The sequence below is a fragment of the Marinobacter sp. DY40_1A1 genome, from assembly GCF_016597815.1.
GTDB classification, from domain to species: domain Bacteria; phylum Pseudomonadota; class Gammaproteobacteria; order Pseudomonadales; family Oleiphilaceae; genus Marinobacter; species Marinobacter xiaoshiensis.
On sequence record NZ_VCHA01000003.1, the window covers coordinates 262672 to 282096 of the forward strand.

Below are 19425 nucleotides of genomic sequence, written 5' to 3' on the forward strand. Positions count from 1 at the left end.
TTGGAAAGATTTAGCAAAGCACTTCATCAATATGACGCATTCCAGTAGTTGTACGTCCTGTTTTTGATCACGCCCGTTGTTTGTTTCCGCATACCGCTGACCAGCCATCAAAATGATGATCTGGCGGCACTTTAAAAGATTGAAATCAGGATTATATTATGTCTACTGTTACCGGTACTGTTAAGTTTTTCAACGAAGCAAAAGGTTTTGGCTTTATCACTCGTGAAGGCGGCCCCGACGTATTTGTTCACTACAGCGCTATTCAGGGCGGCGGCTTCAAGACTCTGGCTGAAGGCCAGCAAGTTGACTTCACCGTGACTCAGGGCCAGAAAGGTCCTCAGGCTGAGAACGTTGTTGCTGTTTAATTAACAGTCAGCGTTAAAAAAAGGCGGCTTCGGCTGCCTTTTTTGTTGCCCGATTTTTTTTACCGCTGCAGCTCTCCCTCCTGCTCTACACGATTTCGTCCTCCAGCCTTGCCGCGATATAACGCCCGATCTGCACGGCTTATCACAGATGCCAGATCGTCATTTGCACAGACCTCGCTCACACCAACGCTGATAGTTACATCAATCGACTCACCTGTAGCCTGCTTCCAGTCATTACTGCGGAGTGCAACTCTGATCCTCTCGGCACTAGCCAGTGCACTTTCAATTTTGGTATCCGGAAGAATAACCAGAAATTCCTCGCCTCCCCAGCGTGCAGCAATATCCTGGACTCTCAGCTGTGCCGGGATTAACCGCCCGATTTCAGTCAGAATCGCGTCACCCGTCCCATGGCCAAACTGATCGTTGAATGACTTGAAGTGATCCACATCAAGCAGCATGAATGCGACAGGGTGCCCCACCCTGCGAAAGCGTGCGATTTCATTTTCAGCCAGGTCGCTTCCATGGCGACGATTTAAAAGCCCAGTTAGCGAATCAACCGTGGCCAGCCTCTGGAGTTTGCGCTGTGCTGAAACCACCATCCTCATATAAAAGAATGACAGGTAAGCAAACATCGCAAATACAACACTAAGATTGAACAAGTGAACGCCGAGCAAAGCGCCTGAAGGTATTGGCTGGAAGGGCTCCATGAACCACATAAGAATATCGAGCCCTATGTAGTAACCCCACAACACGACTATCAAGGAAATAATAGTACCCGGGCGCACCGAGCTGATACACACGGTAGGGATAAACATTAGCAAATAGTAGTGAAAGCCACTCTCCCATCCGATCATCAGGGTTCCAAGTGCGGAGTGGATAATGACCTCTGACCAGATAAGCGCAATCGCAAGGCGGTTCTGCCTGCGATTGATCGCATAATACGCAGCCGTATACATAGCCACGCTGGCAACGTTTATCCACGCCAGGATAGGTGACCCGAGAAAAAGAAACAGGAAGAAAAAAGATATATCGATGGTCGCGGCAAGCTGACATACCCGGCGTGTAACTCGCCAGAACTTCACCCCTCGCTCACGCCGCGATGCGGACGTGACAGCACCACTGTGGTCAGCCATAAACTGCAAAATCCCTAACTATTAAACAATCTGTCCGGCCCCAGATTTTGCCGTTAAAGCTGCAGCAAGCGCACTCAAAGCTTTGAGCCTGGCTATGACCTTGTAGCCCATGACTTTAGCACATAAATGAATCCCCACTCAGTTTTTTGGATGTGCGTCTAAGCAGCCTCTTCAGCAGGCTGCCTCCGTAAAAACATGCATTGACACTTTCGCAAACTCGCCATAACATCCATACAAAATGAATCTTATTGTTCACCCAGCAGGAAACATCAAATGACACAACTATTTAAAGAAGTGACCAGCTCAAACGAAGGCGCCAAAGCGAGCGCAGATCAACCCACAGACGGTGCCGTTCAACAAACTGCTAACGCAGCCGAAAGCACAGAGAAAAACACAGAAAAGAAAGGCAAGCACGGGGATCCGGGCGTTTGCTGCGGTGGCTGCTCGTAAGCGCGCAGCAAATAGAATTGGCACCGGTGGCGCTTCTACTGCATCTGCTATTTGCAGGAAACGCCACCGGGGTTCTCACGGGAAAAGGCTCAATGCTCCATTCCGTGCCCTGAATGATCCATTTCCACCTCTTTAGTGTCAGCGTCGAGCGACTGCACACTTAGCTCTACATTAACTGCTTCTGCGCCTTCAAATTCCAGCGTCAGAGGAATGCTCTCCCCTTCCTTGATAGGCTCCGCCAGCTTTTCCAGCATCAGGTGATAGCTGAGGGGCTTGAGTTCTACTACACCACCTGCTGAGATGGCCAGCCCCCCCTTAACCGACTGCATACGCATAACACCATCCACCATGACTGTTTCATGAATTGAAACATGTTCAGCTTTGGGTGTAGTTGCACCAACCAAGGTCACAGTCTTATCACTGTGATTTTTAATAACCAGATAACCCACACCCATAGGCGTGCCCGGCGGCGTTGGCCGGCTCCATGGATGTCCTATTTCAATATCTCCCACAGAATATTCATGGGCCATGGCAACACTGGCAAAAACCGAGGTAAGAGATGCGCTAATGGCAAACAGCAAAATGTTTAGTTTTTTCATGAACTCTCGCGTCGCTACTATTGATCTGGAAATGACTAATGTCAGAAGTGAAGATGACAATGTCCACAGTGTTGCTTTCAGCTCAACCCGACGCAAGAATTAAGGTGCGTCGAATGGTCGCAGCGAGCGAGATTAAACCCGGCTTCAGGTATCAAGCTTTCTTGACAAACTCGGATTTCAGCTTCATGGCGCCAATACCATCAATTTTACAATCGATATCGTGATCCCCTTCAACAAGACGAATACTCTTCACCTTGGTGCCCACTTTTACGACTGAGCTGGACCCCTTAACCTTCAGATCCTTGATGACGGTCACCGCGTCACCATCCTGAAGTTCATTACCGTGAGCATCACGTACTACTTTACCTTCTGCTGCAGCTGCCGATTCGGCCTCTGTCCACTCATGGGCGCACTCAGGGCACACGAACTGAATGCCATCTTCATAGGTGTATTCAGAAGCACACTGGGGGCAAGGAGGAAGTTGAGACATTGGATTTTCCTGTTAGTTGAATTTACGGGGATTATACCACCTGGAACATTTCTGTTCTGGCGGTGTAAATTGGCGCCCACTTCCACACCTGTTGCCACAACAGGTAAACTCCTCTTCATCATTCAACCGCTAAAAAACCGCTTAAAGGAATACGCCATGGCAATCTGGGTCGACGCCGACGCCTGCCCCGTACCCATTCGGGAAATACTCTGCCGCGCGGCCACCCGCTGGCAGGTTCAGACAACGTTTATTGCCAACCATATGATCAACCTGCCGCCCAGCCCTTACATCAAAGCCAGGCAGGTAATGCAGGGTTTCGATGTGGCGGATAACGAGATTATGGATCAGCTCAGCGCTGGTGACCTGGTGATTACCCAGGACATCCCGTTAGCGGCTGAAGCTATTGAGAAGGGTGCGGATGTGTTTAACCCAAGAGGCCAGGCCTTCACCAAGGAAAACATCCGCCAGCGCCTGGCTATGCGGAACTTCATGGAAGAGATGCGTAATGCCGGACAGGTTACCGGGGGTGCGGCACCATTCAATCAGACTGACCGAAAAGAGTTCGCTGACAAACTGGACAGCTGGTTACAGCGCAACCGCAAGCCCGATAACAACTAACGCCGCAAAAAGGCCAGCACCCGCCGCAATTTTTAGCCCTTCCATCATTTCCTGTTCTGCCGTCATGGCTGTATCTCCCTGTGCTTATGGTGTAAACAGATTCTGTGAAGATTATTTGTGCTGTATGAACAAGCACAAAAATATCTTAATGATATTGATTATCATTTGCAATGCTTAAAGGACGACTCATGCGCCTTATTCAATTCTTGATGCCGTTGAGCGGCATGCTACTTCTAAGCATCCCCTTCGCTATAGCAGCCCAGACATTTAGCAGCCATAACACGCGCTTCAGCCTGGAAACCGTTGCTGGTGGGCTCGAACACCCTTGGAGCCTGGCCTTTCTCCCCGACGGATCCATGCTTGTTACGGAGAGAGCGGGCCGCCTGCGAGTCATCAAGAGCGGAAGGCTTCTGCCCCAAGCCATTGAGGGGCTTCCATCACTCGCTGTGTCTGGCCAGGGCGGATTGCTAGATGTGGTTCTGCACCCGGAGTTTGCAGACAACAAAACACTCTTCCTCAGCTATGCACATCGCTCCAGCCAGGGAATGACTACTCGCGTAGCCCGCGGGATTTTTGAAGGAGAGCGCCTGAAAGATGTCAGCACCATCTTCGAAGCGCTCCCTCGCTCCAATACGTCCCGCCACTTTGGTGGGCGCATGGCATTCGACGCATCCGGCTACCTCTACATATCCGTTGGTGACCGCGGTGAGATGGATCGCGCTCAGGACACCCGGGACGATGCCGGCGGCGTTCATCGCATTACACTGAATGGCGAACCGGCTCCCGGCAACCCGGGGCTTGATGACCCAAGCATAAATGATACTTTTTTCACCTGGGGAAACCGCAATATTCAGGGCATGACCCTGCATCCTGAGACCGGAGAGCTCTGGACTCACGAGCACGGCCCGCGCGGTGGCGATGAAATAAACATTCTGAGCTCCGGCACCAATTACGGCTGGCCTGAAATCACCTATGGCATTGGCTACTCCGGGCTTCCGATAACCTTGCATACTGAAAAAGAAGGCATGGCTCAGCCCCTGCACTACTGGGACCCATCCATTGCGCCCTCAGGCATGGCGTTTTACACCGGCTCTGAATTCCCCCAATGGCAAGGTAGCCTGTTCGTAGGCGCACTCAAGCTGCGCAAACTGGTACGACTGGAAATCGAAAATGGGCAAGTAATGGAGGAAGAAGATTTGCTCACCAGCCTGAACGAACGTATTCGCGACGTTCGAACAGGGCCAGATGGCAGTCTTTGGTTACTGACAGATTCGTCAAAAGGGAAAGTCTACCGGGTGGTGCCTGCTCAGTGAGGGTCGCCGGTGCGTTCGGTTTTCTCAAACTGGGGCAGCGCATCGGTAATTTCAAACCAACCCGACTTCGAGCCTGTGTAGACATGCTGCACCCGCCCCTTTTCTATGGGTTCATTGATAGCGCCCACTCGCAGTCGAAGAATGCCCGGAATTGCATCTACGCGACTGTACAAATGGCTGCCACAACGGCTGCAAAACGCCCGATATTTTCCGGGACGTGACTCGTATTCAGTGAGTTGTGCTTCTCCGGACAAAAACCGGAAGCGCACTTTCTGTAGCGGGGAGCTGGCCGAAAACGCACTGCCATGGGCCCGCCGGCATTGACTGCAATGGCACAGGGACAGCGGCCCCAAAGGGCCGTCGTATTCAAACGTAACATCACCACACAGACACTGGCCGGTATACATAGGCATCCTGACAATCGTTTCATGAGCACATTAATGGATGATTATAATACCTGCCTTACAGCCCATGAAACAGAGTTGCCGTACAGAGATCCCCACTGGAGCTGCTATCCATACTGCGTTTGCAGATAGGCCAGTATGCGAGCAGATTCAAACAGCCCTTCCCCGGTATTCGGATCTTCAAGGTAAGGTACCTGTACCCGGCCGTGAGCCTTGAAAAAGGCATCTCTCTTACCACCCGGAATTGGTGTGTATGGCCCTGGCTTGATTCGCTGTGCTGCCGGACCTATTTCCGTCCAGTGCTCTTTGCCGAGATTATGCAGAGTGTAGGGAACTTCCAGCTCACACAACTTCTCTCGCACCAGCCGGGAGAAGGGACTGCCCTCAAAACTCCACAAATGCAGCGGTTGCTCCGGCTGGTTTCCTGCACTGGCACGCAGGCCTCGCATGGCGCTGGCAACAGACGCCATCGACCCCAGAATCGGCTGCCAGACTCGTTCACGGTAGTAGCCGGGAACCTTACAACCAGCATATTGCCGAAACAGGTACTCGATGATGGCTTCCGATTCATACATTACAGCACCGGTGTTCTGGTCAACCAGCAAAGGGAACTGCTGCTTCCCACCGGTCGCTTCTGCATGCTTGCGGAATACGCGGCCACCTTTGGGACAAGGCCGAATTTCCACATCAAGATTGAGGGCTGTCAGTGCTTCGCGAACTCGCCGGCAGTATGGGCATCCCTCCATGTCGTAAAGTATCAGGGGCTGCTCGGGCTGAGGTACCGCTTTTACTACGAGGCACCCACGCCAGGCTGTCAGCGAGGAGGTACCCACGGAACCCAGCACCTTTGCATGGTGAGTCAGCACATTAGCCATAATTGAATCCTTTTGTTGAAAGCACCGTTATTATCATCAGATATCCCGTTTTTTCATTGGCCAACAATACCACCGGATACTGGCCGCAACGCAACTTACACCCTGTGACAAACCCCAATACAAACAAGCTGTCTACTGGCATTTTTTAACGTCATGTAGAGGTTTTCTGCATAGTACATTTACCAAAGATGGGCTATTGTTTAATCAGCGAACCTCTCCGCACATTTTATCGCGTGGCCATTAGGATGATTTTGGGTATGCCGCAAACAAACAGCGCAGGAACAGCCACTCGCCGGCCAAAGCGCCCTGCCTTGGTTCTGGCCGCGGCGCTTGCTTTGACTCCAGTCTTGGCAAACCTGCCATCAGCACTGGCTGCCGACAGTGGCGATGCCAACTACAGCGACAACCGTCTGTGGGCCAGCCAGATGAGGGATTTCGCCATGAAATCCCTCAACAGTGACGAAGCCCTGAGCATGGCCGCAATTCCCTTGAACGGCCCCGGGCTTGATCAAAACATTAACGCCGACGTGCCCATGAGCCCGGGCTCTATCATGAAGGTGATCACAACCTACGCTGCCCTGGAGATCCTTGGCCCCACGCACCACTGGGATACGGATTTTCTGACTGACGGGCAGATGGTTGGCGATACTCTCGCGGGCAATCTCTACGTGCGCTTTGGAGGTGATCCCAAACTCACCTTTGAACGACTCTGGACAGCCCTGCGGGAACTCCGCGATATGGGGATTAACCGCATTGATGGCAACCTGATATTGGATGGCAGCTATTTTAAAATTGACGGCGGCTTCCCTGCCTTTATAGACAATGGTGACAATCCGCACGCGCCGTTTTTGGTTGAGCCTTCTGCTTACCTGACCAACCTCAACCTAATACACTTCCAGATTCGGGCTGACGAGCGTGGCACTCAAGCCTGGAGCACACCCGCTCTTGGCGAAGTTGTTATCGACAACAGGGTAACAGCAGTAGCCGAAGGGCCCTGCCCATCACGTCGCAGTTTCGATTGGGAACCGATGGCCCAGGCAGGCGGAAAGGTAACTGTGCGGGTAACGGGAGAACTGCCACAAGGATGTCGCACCACAACTTATCTGTCGTTGCTTCCCCATGAGCAATACAGTGCTTCGATGATCCGCAGCCTCTTTTCGGAAATGGGCATCATCGTAACTGGCGGAAGCCAGACAGGGCTAACTCCGGAAACTGCGCGGCTGGTTATGAAAACCACATCGCCAGATCTGGTTACCATGGTGCGGGACATCAATAAGTGGAGCAGCAACGTGATGGCTCGGCAACTGCTGCTGACCATAGGCGCTCAAAACCGGCTGGATAGTGAAAACGACGACCGGGTTGCCGGCATTCGCGTTATTTATGACTGGCTGGGAAAGAAGGGCATAGATACCACCGGAATGGTAATCGATAACGGTGCAGGGCTTACTCGCCATGGCAGAATTACTGCCAGACAAGGCGCCAAAATTCTCCAGCACGCTTGGAACAGCCCCTACTCTTCAGACCTTATGGCCTCCATGCCGATTATTGCTATGGACGGAACCATGGCTCGCCGCCTTCGTAATACTGGCATGGATGGCGAAGGCCGCATTAAAACCGGCTATCTGGAAAACGTGAGGTCCATTGCTGGCTTTACACGGGATGAGAACAATACAACCTGGGCTGTTGTGGGCATGGTGAATAATGATCCGGCCTGGAATGGCCAAGCCGTTCTTGACCGGATTCTTTACTCTCTGCATTACCGGCCGCCTGTTGGAACGGCTCTATCACAAGCCTCTCCCGAAACGTCTGCAACCACTATTCAGTAAAAAAGACCCCGGAGATCCGGGGCCTTGGCTTTTGCTGAAACTGCGGCGCGCCCTATCAGGGTTGTGGCACCACAAAATTATCAAACAGGATCAGTCCGAGCTGGTTGAGTGGAGCCTGCTCCCCAGGATCGGCATCCCGGGCAACCGCCGTGTAAACATCGCCCGCATTCAACTCGACGCCCTCAGCACTAATCGCCACGGTACCCGTGCCGGTCGGAGTAATGTAGACGTTGTAAGTTCCGTCTGCCACGGCAAGATAATCTGTCACGGCCTTGAAGGGCACGTTTGACAGAGCTGGGGCAAAGTTACCAATGCCGCTCTGAGTCCCGGGTACCAGGTAAATATCGACGTTACCTGCCTGAGTAGAAGCATGAATGATTCTCAAAGAAGCCTGGGTCGCAATGCTGCGCACCTGATCTTCAACTACCAGAGCCTCAATACCAGCCAGTTGACCAACTGCCAGCGCCGTGTAGCCCTGACCATTAACAAGTGGCAGCGTCTCATCAATCACGACCAGCCCACCACCGAGGCCAGTTCCAGCGGCCGCAACCTGAATGCGAGCATCCCCGGCTGGCAAGGCAGCATAACCATCCAGGAAGGCGAACGGAGCAACACTGCCAAATGCAATGTCTGCCAATGGAGTTGATTGTCCATCAACATACACGTCAACGTTTGGCGCATCAGAGGAAGCATGAACAACGCGCACACCGGCTGCCTGGTCTGTGTCGTAGATTTCTGCGACATCACCACCGTTCAACACAACGAGGCTAATCGGGCTGGCGTCACCATTGGCGCCGGTGTTATCAACAGCGCCAATCAATAGATTGGTGCCTGCCTGCAAAGACACTTTGCCACTATCAAAGACAACAGTGCCTGAACCCGCGGGGGTCACACGAATCTGGTAATCATTTGCCGGCAACTCCAGTGGTCCAATGCTCTCTTTGAAAGAAAAACTGAAGTTGGCTTCAGGAGGAAGTTCAGCACCGAAAGCAGTTACATACACGTCAACGGGTCCCGCAGCTGCTGCCTGAGCTGCCGGCGAAAGGTGGGCAACGCGCAAACGAACTGCATTGGCATCGGTGCGAGAACCATCATCCGCCAAGATTAACGCGTCAATATTGCCAACTTCACCAACTGCGATTACGTCGTAATCGAAGCCATCCTCAAGCGTAACGTCGGTAGGATCAATAACTGTTGTCGTGGAGCCGCCAGGGAGGATAGCCTCGACTGCCAGAGCATAGGTTCCCAACGTTGGAGAAATCACAGCCGCCTGTTTGAATTCAGCGCCGGAAATAGCCGGGCTCCCGTCCACAAGTACGTTCACCGCCGGCGCATCGGAAACCGCATGCACCGCCCTGACTTTTGAGGTAGGTTGTTGTGTTACAGAGTCATTGTCATTATCACTGCAGCCCACCAGCATCGCGCTGGCAGCCAAGGCCATCGTCAGTGCAACTTTTGTTTTCATTGCCTCTTGCCCTCTATTCCAAAGTTAAAAACCAGGATCAAGTAGTTTAAACATGCACAAGTTCAGTAACTCACATGCACGTAAAACAACCTACGGGAGGGCAATAAAAACAGATTACGGAATTTTACATTTCAGTTTACAGATGTGTGCTCATTCTCATTGCCGGGTCGCCCCAGCGTCATTTCAGTGAGTTTCACCGCAACCGGTGCAATAAAGGTTACCAGCGGGAAGGCAACTGCCCATGCCACCAGAAAAGCCGGCATCCAGCGATACATAAATGCGCTATCCATACCTGTGTTGATAAATGTAATCACTCCAGACATCAACAAAGACATCATTCCCGACATATAAAACCCAAATACCAACTGGCGCAGGCGGGCGGGTTTAATTCGGCTCATGGGCACTCCTGATTAAATTAAAGGTCTTCGAATGGCCACATCTAAAAGCCTTCGGATACCGTAGACTGTCAAGGCATAAGCGCGAGATTATAATGAGCTTGCAACCTTTTATCGATAGGCTCATACCGAGCAAGGCACCCTATGGATCAGTCTAGAGTTAGCAACGTTCGAACGGCAGCAGTTCTTTTGGCCACAATTCTTGTCATCACAGGGTGCAGCTCAACCCGGCTTGCCTATCGTTACGCTGACTGGGGCATTGTGTGGTGGGTTGAGGATTTCATCACCCTCACAAAGCCCCAAAAGCGGCAGTTGAATGCCGACATTGAAGAACTGAAACAATGGCACTGTAGCACCGAACTCCCGCGCTATCAGGCATGGTTACACAACCTCCGGAGTGAATTGGCAGAAGGCAAGCCAGGCCCGGCGGAAATAAGTAGTCATCAAAACCAGCTCCTTTCGCTTCTCCAGCCCTTGATGCACCAAATAACACCTGGCGCGGTGAACCTGCTTTCCAGTCTCAGTGATGAGCAAGTGCGTGAGCTGGCGAAAAACATGGCAGAAAACCAGCGAGAGTTGGAAGAGGAATTCCTGACTGGAGACGCGAAATCAATTGAACACGCACGAGCAGAACGCACGGAAGAGCGAGCTGAGCGCTGGCTGGGTAGCCTGAACCCGGTTCAGAAAGACATTATCAAGGTCTGGTCAGAAGACCGTGCCGGGCAGACTGAAATCTGGCTCGCAGGCCGTCGAAATTGGCAGGATACCCTGCTAAATGCTCTCGAATATCGCAGCCAGGCTGATTTTGAAGCAACGATTACTGAACTGATTAACAACCCAAAAGCGGGCCGGGGCGATGCCTATGCGCAAAGGATAGATGAAAGCATGGTAGCCATGAATTCGTTGATTCAGGAACTGCTGCTGGCAAGCCACGCCTCACAGCTTGATCACCTGAACCGGCGGATATCGGAGTTGGGCGGCGACTTCAAAGCGCTGACCTGCAAGCCAAGCCCCGAAGTCGCCTCACGCAATAGATAGCGGGCAATCAGACCGTCAGGTAACCGCCATCGGCATTAATGCAGGCGCCGGTGGTGTAGCTGGATGCACCCGATGCCAGATACAACACAGTGCCTGCCATCTCGTTGGGATCGGCCACACGCTTCATGGGAATGTGTGCCATAGCCTGCTTTTTAATAGCTTCGTTGGTAGTCAAGGCACTGGCAAACTTGGTGTCTGTGAGCCCCGGCAGCAAGGCATTCACACGAATATTCTGCTGGCCCAGTTCCATGGCAAAGGATTTGGTCATTGAGATAACTGCGGCCTTGGTCACCGAATAGATGCCCTGATAATGGCCCGGGTTCACACCGTTTACTGACGCCACGTTTATGATTGAACCACCGCCGTTCTTCTTCATCAGTTGCGCACCGCGAGCACACATAAAGAAGTAGCCGCGAATATTCACATCAATGGTTTTCTGGAAGGCACCCAGGTCTGTGTCCTCAACCGGGCCAAAATACGGGTTGGCTGCGGCGTTGTTTACCAGAATATCCAGCTTGCCGTGCTCTTTTTCGATATGAGCCCAGATCGCTTCTATCTGATCCATCTCACCAATGTGGCAAGCGTAGGCTTCAGCGCTACCACCCGCTTCACGAATGCTGCTGGCGACGGCTTCACAGCCATCAATCTTGCGGCTGGTCACAATCACGTGAGCGCCGTAATCCGCCAGCGTGCGGGCTATGCTCTCTCCGATACCACGGCTGGCACCAGTAATCAGGGCAATCTTTCCAGTCAGATCAAACAGGTCTTTCTTGCTCATTGGTTCACCTCAATTCGTTATCGGAAGGTCACCAGGGCGGGGTCTTCCGCTTCCAGGTGGCTGTAATTATTGAAAACAGACAGGCTGCGGCGGCCAGCGGAATAGAGCACACGGGTAACGCTGGTATTAGCAATGACTTCGTTCAGCCCTAATGTCCGTTCGTCGCTTAGGCTCAAAAGGTGCTGGCACATAACGGCAATAGGCCCGCCGGATGTAGACACCAGAACATCACCGCCGCCTGCGTATTCGATCATTTCATCAAAGGCCGAGAGAACCCGGGCTTTGAACTCCCCCCAGGTCTCATCGTATTCACTATCGAACTTGCCAGACGCCCAGCGGCGTACGGCTTCAACAAATGCCTTCTGGAAGGCCGCAGCGGGCTTCGGAGAAGCCGCAAGGTCCCTCGCCATCACCTGCCGATCACGCCACTGGGGTTTATAGGCGTTTACGATGGACTCATGATCAAACTCGTTAAATCCCAGCGCAACCTGCATATCCGGCAACTCCGCGCCGTACCCGGTGGCAATGGCTTCTACGGTTTCGCGATGCCGCTGCAAGTCGCCGCCAAAAATCGCCGCTGGTTCAAATTTATCGGCCATCCAGCGGCCAAGTACCTTGCCCTGCTCCCAGCCCTTTTTTGAAAGCTGATCGTAATTTTCTTTACCAAAGCTGGCCTGGCCATGGCGTACCAGGTACACCGTAGCCATTAGAGCGAGCTCTCTGCGATTAAACGCTTACAGCGCTTCTCCAGGCTATTGGCTGCGTGGCCGAATATGGCAAAACGCTTGTCGCTGGTTTGCCCGTGATAGAAGCGGTAATAAATCTGCTGCACGATCACCGCCAAACGGAACAACCCGTAGATCTCATAAAAATCGAAATTATCTGCCCGAAAGCCGGACTTCTCCATGTAGTAGTCAACCACTTCCTTGCGGGTAAGCATTCCGGGGCGATGCGTAGGTTGGCGACGAAGCATCTTGAAGGATTCATCGTCATCCGCCTCTATCCAGTAGGCGAGCGTATTGCCCAGATCCATCAGCGGGTCACCAATGGTGGCCATTTCCCAATCCAGCACACCGATCACTTCAAAGGGGTTGTCCGAGTTCAATACAACATTGTCGAAGCGGTAGTCGTTGTGAATCACAACCTGGGCCACATCGTTTGGCATTTTTTCGTTGAGCCAGGCCATCACTTCCTCAAAGTCGCTAACGTCGTCGGTGCGAGCCTTGCGGAATCGATCGCTCCAGCCGCCGATCTGGCGCTGCACATAACCCTCGCCCTTACCCAGAGAATCGAGGCCTGCGGCTTTAGCGTCAACGCGATGCAAGTCCACCATCTTGTCGATTACGCTCAGGCAAAGCTTGCGGGTGTCGGCTTCATCCATTTCAAGATCTTGGGGGAAATCCTGGCGCAGAATGATGCCTTTCAGGCGTTCCATCACGTAAAAATCGCAACCCAGCACATCATGATCGTCGCAAATGGCAATGATGTTGGGCACATAAGGGTACACAGGCTTCAGCGCCTGCATCACCCTTGCTTCACGCAGCATGTCGTGGGCGGATTTCGCAATTTTGCCGAAGGGCGGGCGACGCAAAACAAAGGAACGGTCGCCGTAGTCCACCTGATAGGTGAGGTTGGAAGCGCCACCGGGGTATTGGCGGATAACCGGCTCGCCGGTCAGGTCGGGAATGGCGCCTTTCATGAAGCGGTCTACTGCGGATAGATCCAGCTCTTCGCCTTCTCGGATATCTGCTGCCTGGTCAATCTGGGTCATTCATCACTCTCCTTTTGTTCCCGTGTGCTAATCAGGCTTTGGCCTTGTTGCCCATCTTCTTCATCCAGCGTTTGCTCTCTTCGTACATCAGCTTGTCGAACACTGCTGGTGCATAACGCTTGAGTATCCACAAGCGGCGCTCTTTCACGTGGGGCAGCACCCAGAAATTATGTTTCTTGACCGAGCGTACTATGTCGTCGGCAACCTGATCGGCAGTAATTGTGGAGCGCTTCATCAGCTTGTTCACGTTCTGCTGTATGCCGGGAATGTCTGAGCGCATGCTCTGCGTGAGGTTGGTCTGGAAGAACGCCGGGCATACACAGCTTACGTGTATGCCGTCGCCCCGCAGTTCCTGGCGCAGGGTTTCGGACAGTGCAATTACACTGGCCTTGGACACATTGTAGCTGTCCATCAGCGGCGCGAGCATGAGGCCGGCCATGGATGCGATATTCACGAAGGTTCCTGAGCCCTGCTTTTTGAACTGCGGCGTGAACGCCTTACAGCCGCGCACAACACCCAGTACGTTGATGTCGATAATCCATTCCCAGTCGGCCATGGTGGTGTCTTCAATGGAGCCGGCAGAGGCCACGCCAGCGTTGTTCACCACTACGTCTACTCCGCCCCACTTTTCGGTGAGATCGGCGCAGATTTTTTCGAGATCTGTCAGGCGCCGAACGTCGCACTCCACAAAGTAGCCTTGGCCACCGGCATTGTTAATTTCCTGCTCAACACCTACGCCCTGTTCGGGATTGATGTCACCGATGCAGACTTTGGCGCCTTCTCTGGCATAACGCAGTGCAATGGCTCGGCCAAGGCCGCTTGCGCCGCCTGTTACGAATACTCTTTGTGTCATGGGTTTGTCCGTTGTTTGTTATTGAAAACAATATCTAAGCATTGGAGTACGGCGGAGCCAACGGAGTGGCGGGTTGCTGAAACACGCTGTGAATACGTCCTTGTACGCTTGGCTCCGCACAGTTTCAGCAACCCGCCACTCCGCCGGCTCCTCTCATCATTTTCGCTGGCCGTCAGCTTTTGTATTTACGCAGCTCCAGCCTGGCAACTGTTGCACGATGCACTTCGTCCGGGCCATCTGCCAATCGCAATACACGAGCATAGGCAAATAATTGAGTCAACGGGAAGTCGTCATCGCTCACACCGGCGCCGCCGTGAATCTGGATCGCTTGATCCACGATGGTTTGGAGCATGTTTGGAATCAGCGCCTTGATCATGGCGACTTCCTGAATGGCACCTGCAATGCCTTTGGTGTCCAGAGCCCAAGCGCATTTCAGGGTCAGCAAACGGGCCTGTTCGATCGACATGCGGGCGTTAGCTATGATATCCGGGTTTCCGCCTAGCTTCGCTAGCGGGCGTCCAAAGGCTTCACGGCTCAGTGACCGCTTCACCAAAAGTTCCAGCGTACGTTCTGCGGCGCCAATTGCGCGCATACAGTGGTGCACTCGGCCAGGCCCGAGGCGGCCTTGGGCAATCTCGAAACCGCGGCCAGGGCCAGCAATGAAGGCGCTCTTGGGCAGCCGAACGTTTTCGAACAGCACTTGGCCGTGGCCGTAGGGCTCGTCGTATTCGCCGAATACAGGAAGCATACGTTCAATTTTCACGCCTGGCGCATCCAGGGGTACCAGAACCATGGAGTGGCGGCGGTGTTTGTGGGCATCGGGGTCAGACAGTCCCATAAAGATGGCCACTTTGCAGTCGGGGTGGCCAATGCCGGTGCTCCACCACTTGCGACCGTTCAGCACAACTTCATCGCCTTCCACTACGGCTGTTGCTTCCATCGTAGTGGCATCGGAGGAAGCCACGGCAGGTTCGGTCATGCAGAACGCGGAGCGGATTTCGCCGCTAAGCAAGCGTGGCAGCCATTCAGCTTTTTGCTCATCTGACCCATAGTGAATTAACACTTCCATGTTGCCGGTGTCGGGCGCATTGCAGTTGAAGATCTCAGGCGCAATAAAGCTGCGGCCGGTTTCTTCTGCAATCAGGGCGTAGTCGGAGTTGAGCAGGCCACAACCATGCTCCTCATCCGGGAAAAACATATTCCATAGGCCCTGTGCCTTTGCCTTTTCTTTCAATTCTTTGATGATTGGCAGTACAACCCAGCGATTGTCCAGAGACGCCAGTTCCTTATGGTACTGGGCTTCTACCGGGAGAATTTCTTCCGCCATAAACGCTTTTACACGCTCGAGATAATCCTGACCTTTCTCGGAGATACTGAAATCCATTGCCAAACCCTCTCAGAAATTGAACAACATCTATTAGATAGACCAGCAAACGGTGCGATGACTATAAGCACGATTAAACCAGTCTAGGGCTGCTCAAACTATTACGCGACTGAATTATTCTTATCGTTTACTATTAATGAAACTAATTCTTATAGAGATTAATGACTATGGCCGGGAATCGTCTGGATCTCAACCTGCTGCATGTGTTTGACACGATTTATCGGGAAGGCAGCCTTACCCGGGCGGCAAAGGCGTTACACCTTACCCAGCCCGCCGTTAGCCATTCGCTGTCCCGATTGCGCGACCATTTTGACGATCCGCTGTTCACCCGCCAGGGCAATCAAATGGTGCCTACACCTCTGGCCCGTCGCTTCCTGGAATCCATGAAGCCTGGGCTTACGCAGATTCAGGGAGCGGTGAATCAATTCCATGCGTTTGACCCGGCGAATCAGCGCAAAACCTATTCGTTGGGGCTGAGGGATGTACTGGAATCAACGTTTCTGCCACCGCTGATGCAACGATTAAACGCCTATCCGGAGTTGGAGATAGCCAGCAAACGGATTCCCCGGCGGGATATGGAAACGCAATTGGCTGCAGGCAAACTGGACTTCGCTGTGGATGTTTTGCTGCCGGTCAGCAACCAGACATCCCATGAACTTCTCAGGCAAGACAGGCTTGTGGTTCTGGCGCGGGAGGGTCATCCCCTGGCGGGAAACACGCTGGATATGGATGGGTACCTTTCTGCGCGCCACGTACTGGTTTCATCACGCGCAGAAGGGCCGGGAATTGAGGATTTTGAATTATCAAGGCTAGGGGTTCAGCGCAGCATCCGCCTGCGCTGTCAGCACTATTACGCCGCCTGCCGGGTGGTGGAGAAAACGGACCTGTTGCTGACTATGCCGGAAACCTACGCCCAGATTATTTCCGAGCGGGCAAACATCACCATAATGAACCCGCCAGCCGACCTGCCCTCAGTCGATGTGCACCTGTACTGGCACACAGCCTACGGCCAGGAGCCGGCGCTTATATGGTTTCGGGAGCAGCTCAAGGCGATTCAGTAAGCACCCACGGCAATCAGAAAGCCGAAAAAGCCGACTGCGGTAATGCCGAGGGAGGCCAACACTATACCGAATCCCCACCAAATGGCCGCGCCATCGGAGATGTCGACCCCGTGCCCACGCAGGGTGCGATAGAACGCCCAAGGCCCAAGGATAAACGCTCCAACTACGGCAAACACCAACCCAATGCTGATGCCGGCAAAGGTCCAGGTAGCGAGCTCGGTTGTGCGGTCTGAAAGGTTATCGATAACGCCGTGGCGCTGCAGAAACTTTTTGCAGAAAATCCATACCAGCGCAAAGAGCGCCGCCACAAATACCAGGCCGCCAATGACGGTAAGAAGTCGGTAAAGCAAAGCTGCCTTCCTGTAGTAAGTTGAAACGAAAAAAGCACGAATGCGCCAATTGCGGACACACTATAGCGCCGGGCTGCAGGTGGGTAAAAGGGGTTTATTTCCCACACCGGTGGCAACCCCGGCTTCCCTGACTAAACTGGGTTGGTTATCCATACGAGTCAATTTTAAAAGGAGTCTCCAAAATGGCCCAAACTACCCGCATTGCAGTAACACCGGGCGACGGTATTGGCCCGGAGGTTGTTGGGGAAGCCATACGCTGCCTGGAAACCCTGCGCACCAAGCACAACCTCAACCTAGAGTGGGATCAGTTCCCGTGGCCGTCGCACGCCTGGCACCAAGAGCATGGTGAATCCATGCCAGAGGATGCCCTCGCTCAACTCAAAGCTTATGACGCCATATTACTGGGTGCTCTGGGTGATCCCGGCCCCTTGAACGATCCCGATCGCTACCTTTTGACCGATAGCGTTTCATTGGCACCGCTGCTGGAAATGCGCAAAGGCTTTGATCAGTGGGTATGTGAGCGCCCAGCTCGCCTGCTGCCCGGTGCCCGCCAATATCTCGCTGATGAGCGCGCAAAAGACATAGATATGCTGGTGATTCGGGAGAATTCCGAGGGCGAGTACGTGAGTCAGGGCGGGCGCCTGCGCAAAGGCACCGAGGATGAGATTGCGACCCAAATGGAGGTGTTTACCCGCAAAGCCACCAATCGCATTATTCGCTATGGCTTTGAGCAGGCTCGTGCCAGAGCGGCGGATCGCTCAACCGAAGGACGCATTCGGGAGTTTCGCGCGCTCAATGGCAACACATGTGAAAGCCAGGTGTGCCTGATCACCAAACGTAATGCGCTGCGTTATTGGGGCGATATGTACACTGAAGCCTTCGAAGAAATCAGCAAGGAATACCCGGATGTGGCCACGCACCACGAACTGGTGGATGCAGCCTGCATGAAGTTTGTGCAAGTCCCCTGGGCGTTCGATGTGGTGGTTGCGAGCAACCTGCAGGGAGATATTCTTACAGACCTTGCGGCCGTATTATCCGGCGGTATGGGCGTTGCCCCTTCCTGCAACCTGAACCCCACCGACCCGGACATGCCTTCCATGTTTGAGCCAACCCATGGCAGCGCCCCAGACATCGCGGGTCAAGGCTTGGCAGATCCAACCGCCATGCTGTTTACTGCGGCACGTATGCTGGAGTGGTTTGGCCGGAAAGACCCGGTAATGGCGACCGCTGGCAAAGAGCTTTTTGGTGCAGTAGCGGCAGACCTGGCGGAAAATGCCGGCGCGCGACGGGGAACACAGGAAATCGGAGAGGCAATCTGCCAACGGCTGTCGGCCTGATCGATTGCTTAACCAGAGCCAGGAAGCAGTTTCTGGCTCTGGTCTGATAAAAGCCGCTTACTTGTCAGCCATTACAAACTCAAGACGCCCCGGCGCTACACGCACATCCATCGGCACCATTCCAAACATACGCTGGGCCATATTGGTTTCGTCCAGACGATATACCGGCATGGTTTCCAGCATCTGAGCCACCACACTCATCACGGTGTCGGTAACGGGCGCAAGGTCACCCTTGAAAAAGCCGGAATCTATGCTGCTTTCAAGTAACTTGATCCTGCGAATATAGATGGCTTTTTCCTTGCTGTCATAAACCGGTGCGCCTTCCACTTTCAGGGCAATATCAACCGGTAGTTTGGCCAGAAAAGCGTTCAGCGCTACCTGCCCTTTCAGATCAATCACTGCCACATCCCGGCCATCTGGTCCCAGGGTAATGTCGGCATCGCTAAGACTCATACTCAGCGGCGAGCCATTCTTTAACTGAGTGCGATCAAAATCGCTAACAACATCTCGCAGGTGCCGTTCCAACTCCCCTTCCGATATTGCGTAAGGGGACATGCTGGCACAGCCGCTCGTCAGGGCAAGAACCAGCAACACCAAGCCCCAGAGGCCATTAAGGTGCGTGTATTTCATCGTTTGATCTCCATGGACTGACCCCCTATCCTGCGGCAGCAAGGGAGGCGAGACAAGATTGGCAGGTTAATGATCGGTCAGAATCTGAGCACTTCTACTCGTTTTCGGCCCGGACTTCTACATGCGGGGTGAGATTATCATCGAAAACAACCTGCAATAGAATGGGCTGGCAGCATACCTGGCAATCTTCAACATATTCCTGTTCCGCCACTGAAGGGTCGACGCTGATATCCAGCGTCTCCCAACAGTAGGGGCACTGGATAAGGACCGAATCCAGAGCCGACATAAGC

23 protein-coding genes are annotated in these 19425 nt (G+C 53.3%); 8 read left to right on the plus strand and 15 right to left on the minus strand.

Going from position 1 to position 19425, the window contains the following annotated elements; genetic code table 11:
- The first annotated feature begins 158 nt into the window (after positions 1-158).
- Entirely contained in the window at positions 159-365 is a 207-nt protein-coding gene (locus tag FFI61_RS09645; protein ID WP_071266268.1) for a cold-shock protein, read from the plus strand.
- A gap of 59 nt (positions 366-424) precedes the next feature.
- Here FFI61_RS09645 and FFI61_RS09650 read toward each other — a convergent pair whose 3' ends face one another.
- A complete protein-coding gene (locus FFI61_RS09650) occupies positions 425-1498 on the minus strand; it encodes a GGDEF domain-containing protein (protein WP_200370103.1) in 1074 nt (357 codons plus the stop codon).
- 273 nt (positions 1499-1771) lie between these two features.
- Between FFI61_RS09650 and FFI61_RS09655 the strand changes: the two genes are divergently transcribed.
- A complete protein-coding gene (locus tag FFI61_RS09655) occupies positions 1772-1948 on the plus strand; it encodes a CCGSCS motif protein (RefSeq protein ID WP_200370104.1) in 177 nt (58 codons plus the stop codon).
- 89 nt (positions 1949-2037) lie between these two features.
- Here FFI61_RS09655 and FFI61_RS09660 read toward each other — a convergent pair whose 3' ends face one another.
- Together FFI61_RS09660 and FFI61_RS09665 are read right to left on the minus strand one after the other, a co-directional pair.
- The gene (locus FFI61_RS09660) at positions 2038-2547 is read right to left on the minus strand and encodes a copper chaperone PCu(A)C (RefSeq protein ID WP_200370105.1); all 510 of its coding nucleotides are present in this window, start codon (positions 2545-2547) and stop codon (positions 2038-2040) included.
- Positions 2548-2698: 151 nt separating this feature from the next.
- Complete coding sequence (locus FFI61_RS09665) at positions 2699-3037, minus strand: zinc ribbon domain-containing protein YjdM (protein ID WP_200201850.1); 339 nt, start codon at positions 3035-3037, stop codon at positions 2699-2701.
- A gap of 156 nt (positions 3038-3193) precedes the next feature.
- Between FFI61_RS09665 and FFI61_RS09670 the strand changes: the two genes are divergently transcribed.
- A complete protein-coding gene (locus tag FFI61_RS09670; protein WP_200201851.1) occupies positions 3194-3655 on the plus strand; it encodes a YaiI/YqxD family protein in 462 nt (153 codons plus the stop codon).
- Between the two features lie 188 nt (positions 3656-3843).
- A complete protein-coding gene (locus FFI61_RS09675; RefSeq protein ID WP_200370106.1) occupies positions 3844-4968 on the plus strand; it encodes a PQQ-dependent sugar dehydrogenase in 1125 nt (374 codons plus the stop codon).
- Here the strand turns inward: FFI61_RS09675 and FFI61_RS09680 are convergent.
- Positions 4962-5375, minus strand: coding sequence for a GFA family protein (locus FFI61_RS09680; RefSeq protein WP_200370346.1), 414 nt, complete (start codon positions 5373-5375; stop codon positions 4962-4964). The genes FFI61_RS09675 and FFI61_RS09680 overlap by 7 nt on opposite strands.
- 104 nt (positions 5376-5479) lie before the next feature.
- Positions 5480-6247 (minus strand): glutathione S-transferase N-terminal domain-containing protein, encoded by a 768-nt coding sequence (locus tag FFI61_RS09685; protein ID WP_200370107.1) that lies wholly within the window; start codon positions 6245-6247, stop codon positions 5480-5482.
- A 257-nt stretch (positions 6248-6504) separates the two neighbouring features.
- Here FFI61_RS09685 and dacB point away from each other — a divergent pair, with 257 nt between their 5' ends.
- Positions 6505-8073: a D-alanyl-D-alanine carboxypeptidase/D-alanyl-D-alanine-endopeptidase gene (gene dacB / locus FFI61_RS09690; RefSeq protein ID WP_200370108.1), complete on the plus strand. Its 1569-nt coding sequence runs from the start codon at positions 6505-6507 to the stop codon at positions 8071-8073.
- Positions 8074-8128: 55 nt separating this feature from the next.
- Here dacB and FFI61_RS09695 read toward each other — a convergent pair whose 3' ends face one another.
- Positions 8129-9538 carry a DUF4397 domain-containing protein gene (locus FFI61_RS09695; RefSeq protein ID WP_200370109.1) on the minus strand — a complete coding sequence of 470 codons (1410 nt, stop codon included), beginning with the start codon at positions 9536-9538 and terminating at the stop codon, positions 8129-8131.
- Between the two features lie 131 nt (positions 9539-9669).
- Complete coding sequence (locus FFI61_RS09700; protein WP_200201856.1) at positions 9670-9936, minus strand: DUF2798 domain-containing protein; 267 nt, start codon at positions 9934-9936, stop codon at positions 9670-9672.
- Between the two features lie 186 nt (positions 9937-10122).
- Between FFI61_RS09700 and FFI61_RS09705 the strand changes: the two genes are divergently transcribed.
- Positions 10123-10971, plus strand: coding sequence for a DUF6279 family lipoprotein (locus tag FFI61_RS09705; protein ID WP_227714804.1), 849 nt, complete (start codon positions 10123-10125; stop codon positions 10969-10971).
- 7 nt (positions 10972-10978) lie between these two features.
- Here FFI61_RS09705 and FFI61_RS09710 read toward each other — a convergent pair whose 3' ends face one another.
- The 5 genes from FFI61_RS09710 to FFI61_RS09730 form a co-directional block, all read right to left on the minus strand.
- Positions 10979-11749, minus strand: coding sequence for an SDR family oxidoreductase (locus FFI61_RS09710; protein ID WP_200201858.1), 771 nt, complete (start codon positions 11747-11749; stop codon positions 10979-10981).
- Between the two features lie 17 nt (positions 11750-11766).
- Positions 11767-12456 (minus strand): histidine phosphatase family protein, encoded by a 690-nt coding sequence (locus FFI61_RS09715; RefSeq protein WP_200370111.1) that lies wholly within the window; start codon positions 12454-12456, stop codon positions 11767-11769.
- Entirely contained in the window at positions 12456-13520 is a 1065-nt protein-coding gene (locus FFI61_RS09720; RefSeq protein WP_200370112.1) for a phosphotransferase family protein, read from the minus strand. The genes FFI61_RS09715 and FFI61_RS09720 overlap by 1 nt, the downstream gene beginning before the upstream one ends.
- Positions 13521-13551: 31 nt before the next feature.
- On the minus strand, positions 13552-14373 hold the full coding sequence (locus FFI61_RS09725) for an SDR family oxidoreductase (RefSeq protein WP_200370113.1): 822 nt from the start codon (positions 14371-14373) through the stop codon (positions 13552-13554).
- Between the two features lie 172 nt (positions 14374-14545).
- Positions 14546-15757, minus strand: coding sequence for an acyl-CoA dehydrogenase family protein (locus FFI61_RS09730; protein WP_200370114.1), 1212 nt, complete (start codon positions 15755-15757; stop codon positions 14546-14548).
- Positions 15758-15924: 167 nt separating this feature from the next.
- Here FFI61_RS09730 and FFI61_RS09735 point away from each other — a divergent pair, with 167 nt between their 5' ends.
- Positions 15925-16818, plus strand: coding sequence for a LysR family transcriptional regulator (locus FFI61_RS09735; protein WP_200201863.1), 894 nt, complete (start codon positions 15925-15927; stop codon positions 16816-16818).
- Here the strand turns inward: FFI61_RS09735 and FFI61_RS09740 are convergent.
- Positions 16812-17168, minus strand: coding sequence for a hypothetical protein (locus FFI61_RS09740; RefSeq protein WP_200370115.1), 357 nt, complete (start codon positions 17166-17168; stop codon positions 16812-16814). The two genes, FFI61_RS09735 and FFI61_RS09740, sit on opposite strands and share 7 nt — an antisense overlap.
- Positions 17169-17350: 182 nt before the next feature.
- On the opposite strand from FFI61_RS09740, the gene FFI61_RS09745 reads away from it, so the two are divergent.
- Positions 17351-18505: an isocitrate/isopropylmalate dehydrogenase family protein gene (locus FFI61_RS09745; protein WP_200370116.1), complete on the plus strand. Its 1155-nt coding sequence runs from the start codon at positions 17351-17353 to the stop codon at positions 18503-18505.
- Between the two features lie 57 nt (positions 18506-18562).
- Here the strand turns inward: FFI61_RS09745 and FFI61_RS09750 are convergent, their stop codons facing one another.
- Entirely contained in the window at positions 18563-19135 is a 573-nt protein-coding gene (locus FFI61_RS09750; protein WP_200370117.1) for a DUF1439 domain-containing protein, read from the minus strand.
- Positions 19136-19229: 94 nt separating this feature from the next.
- Complete coding sequence (locus tag FFI61_RS09755; RefSeq protein ID WP_200370118.1) at positions 19230-19421, minus strand: CPXCG motif-containing cysteine-rich protein; 192 nt, start codon at positions 19419-19421, stop codon at positions 19230-19232.
- Positions 19422-19425 lie beyond the last annotated feature (4 nt).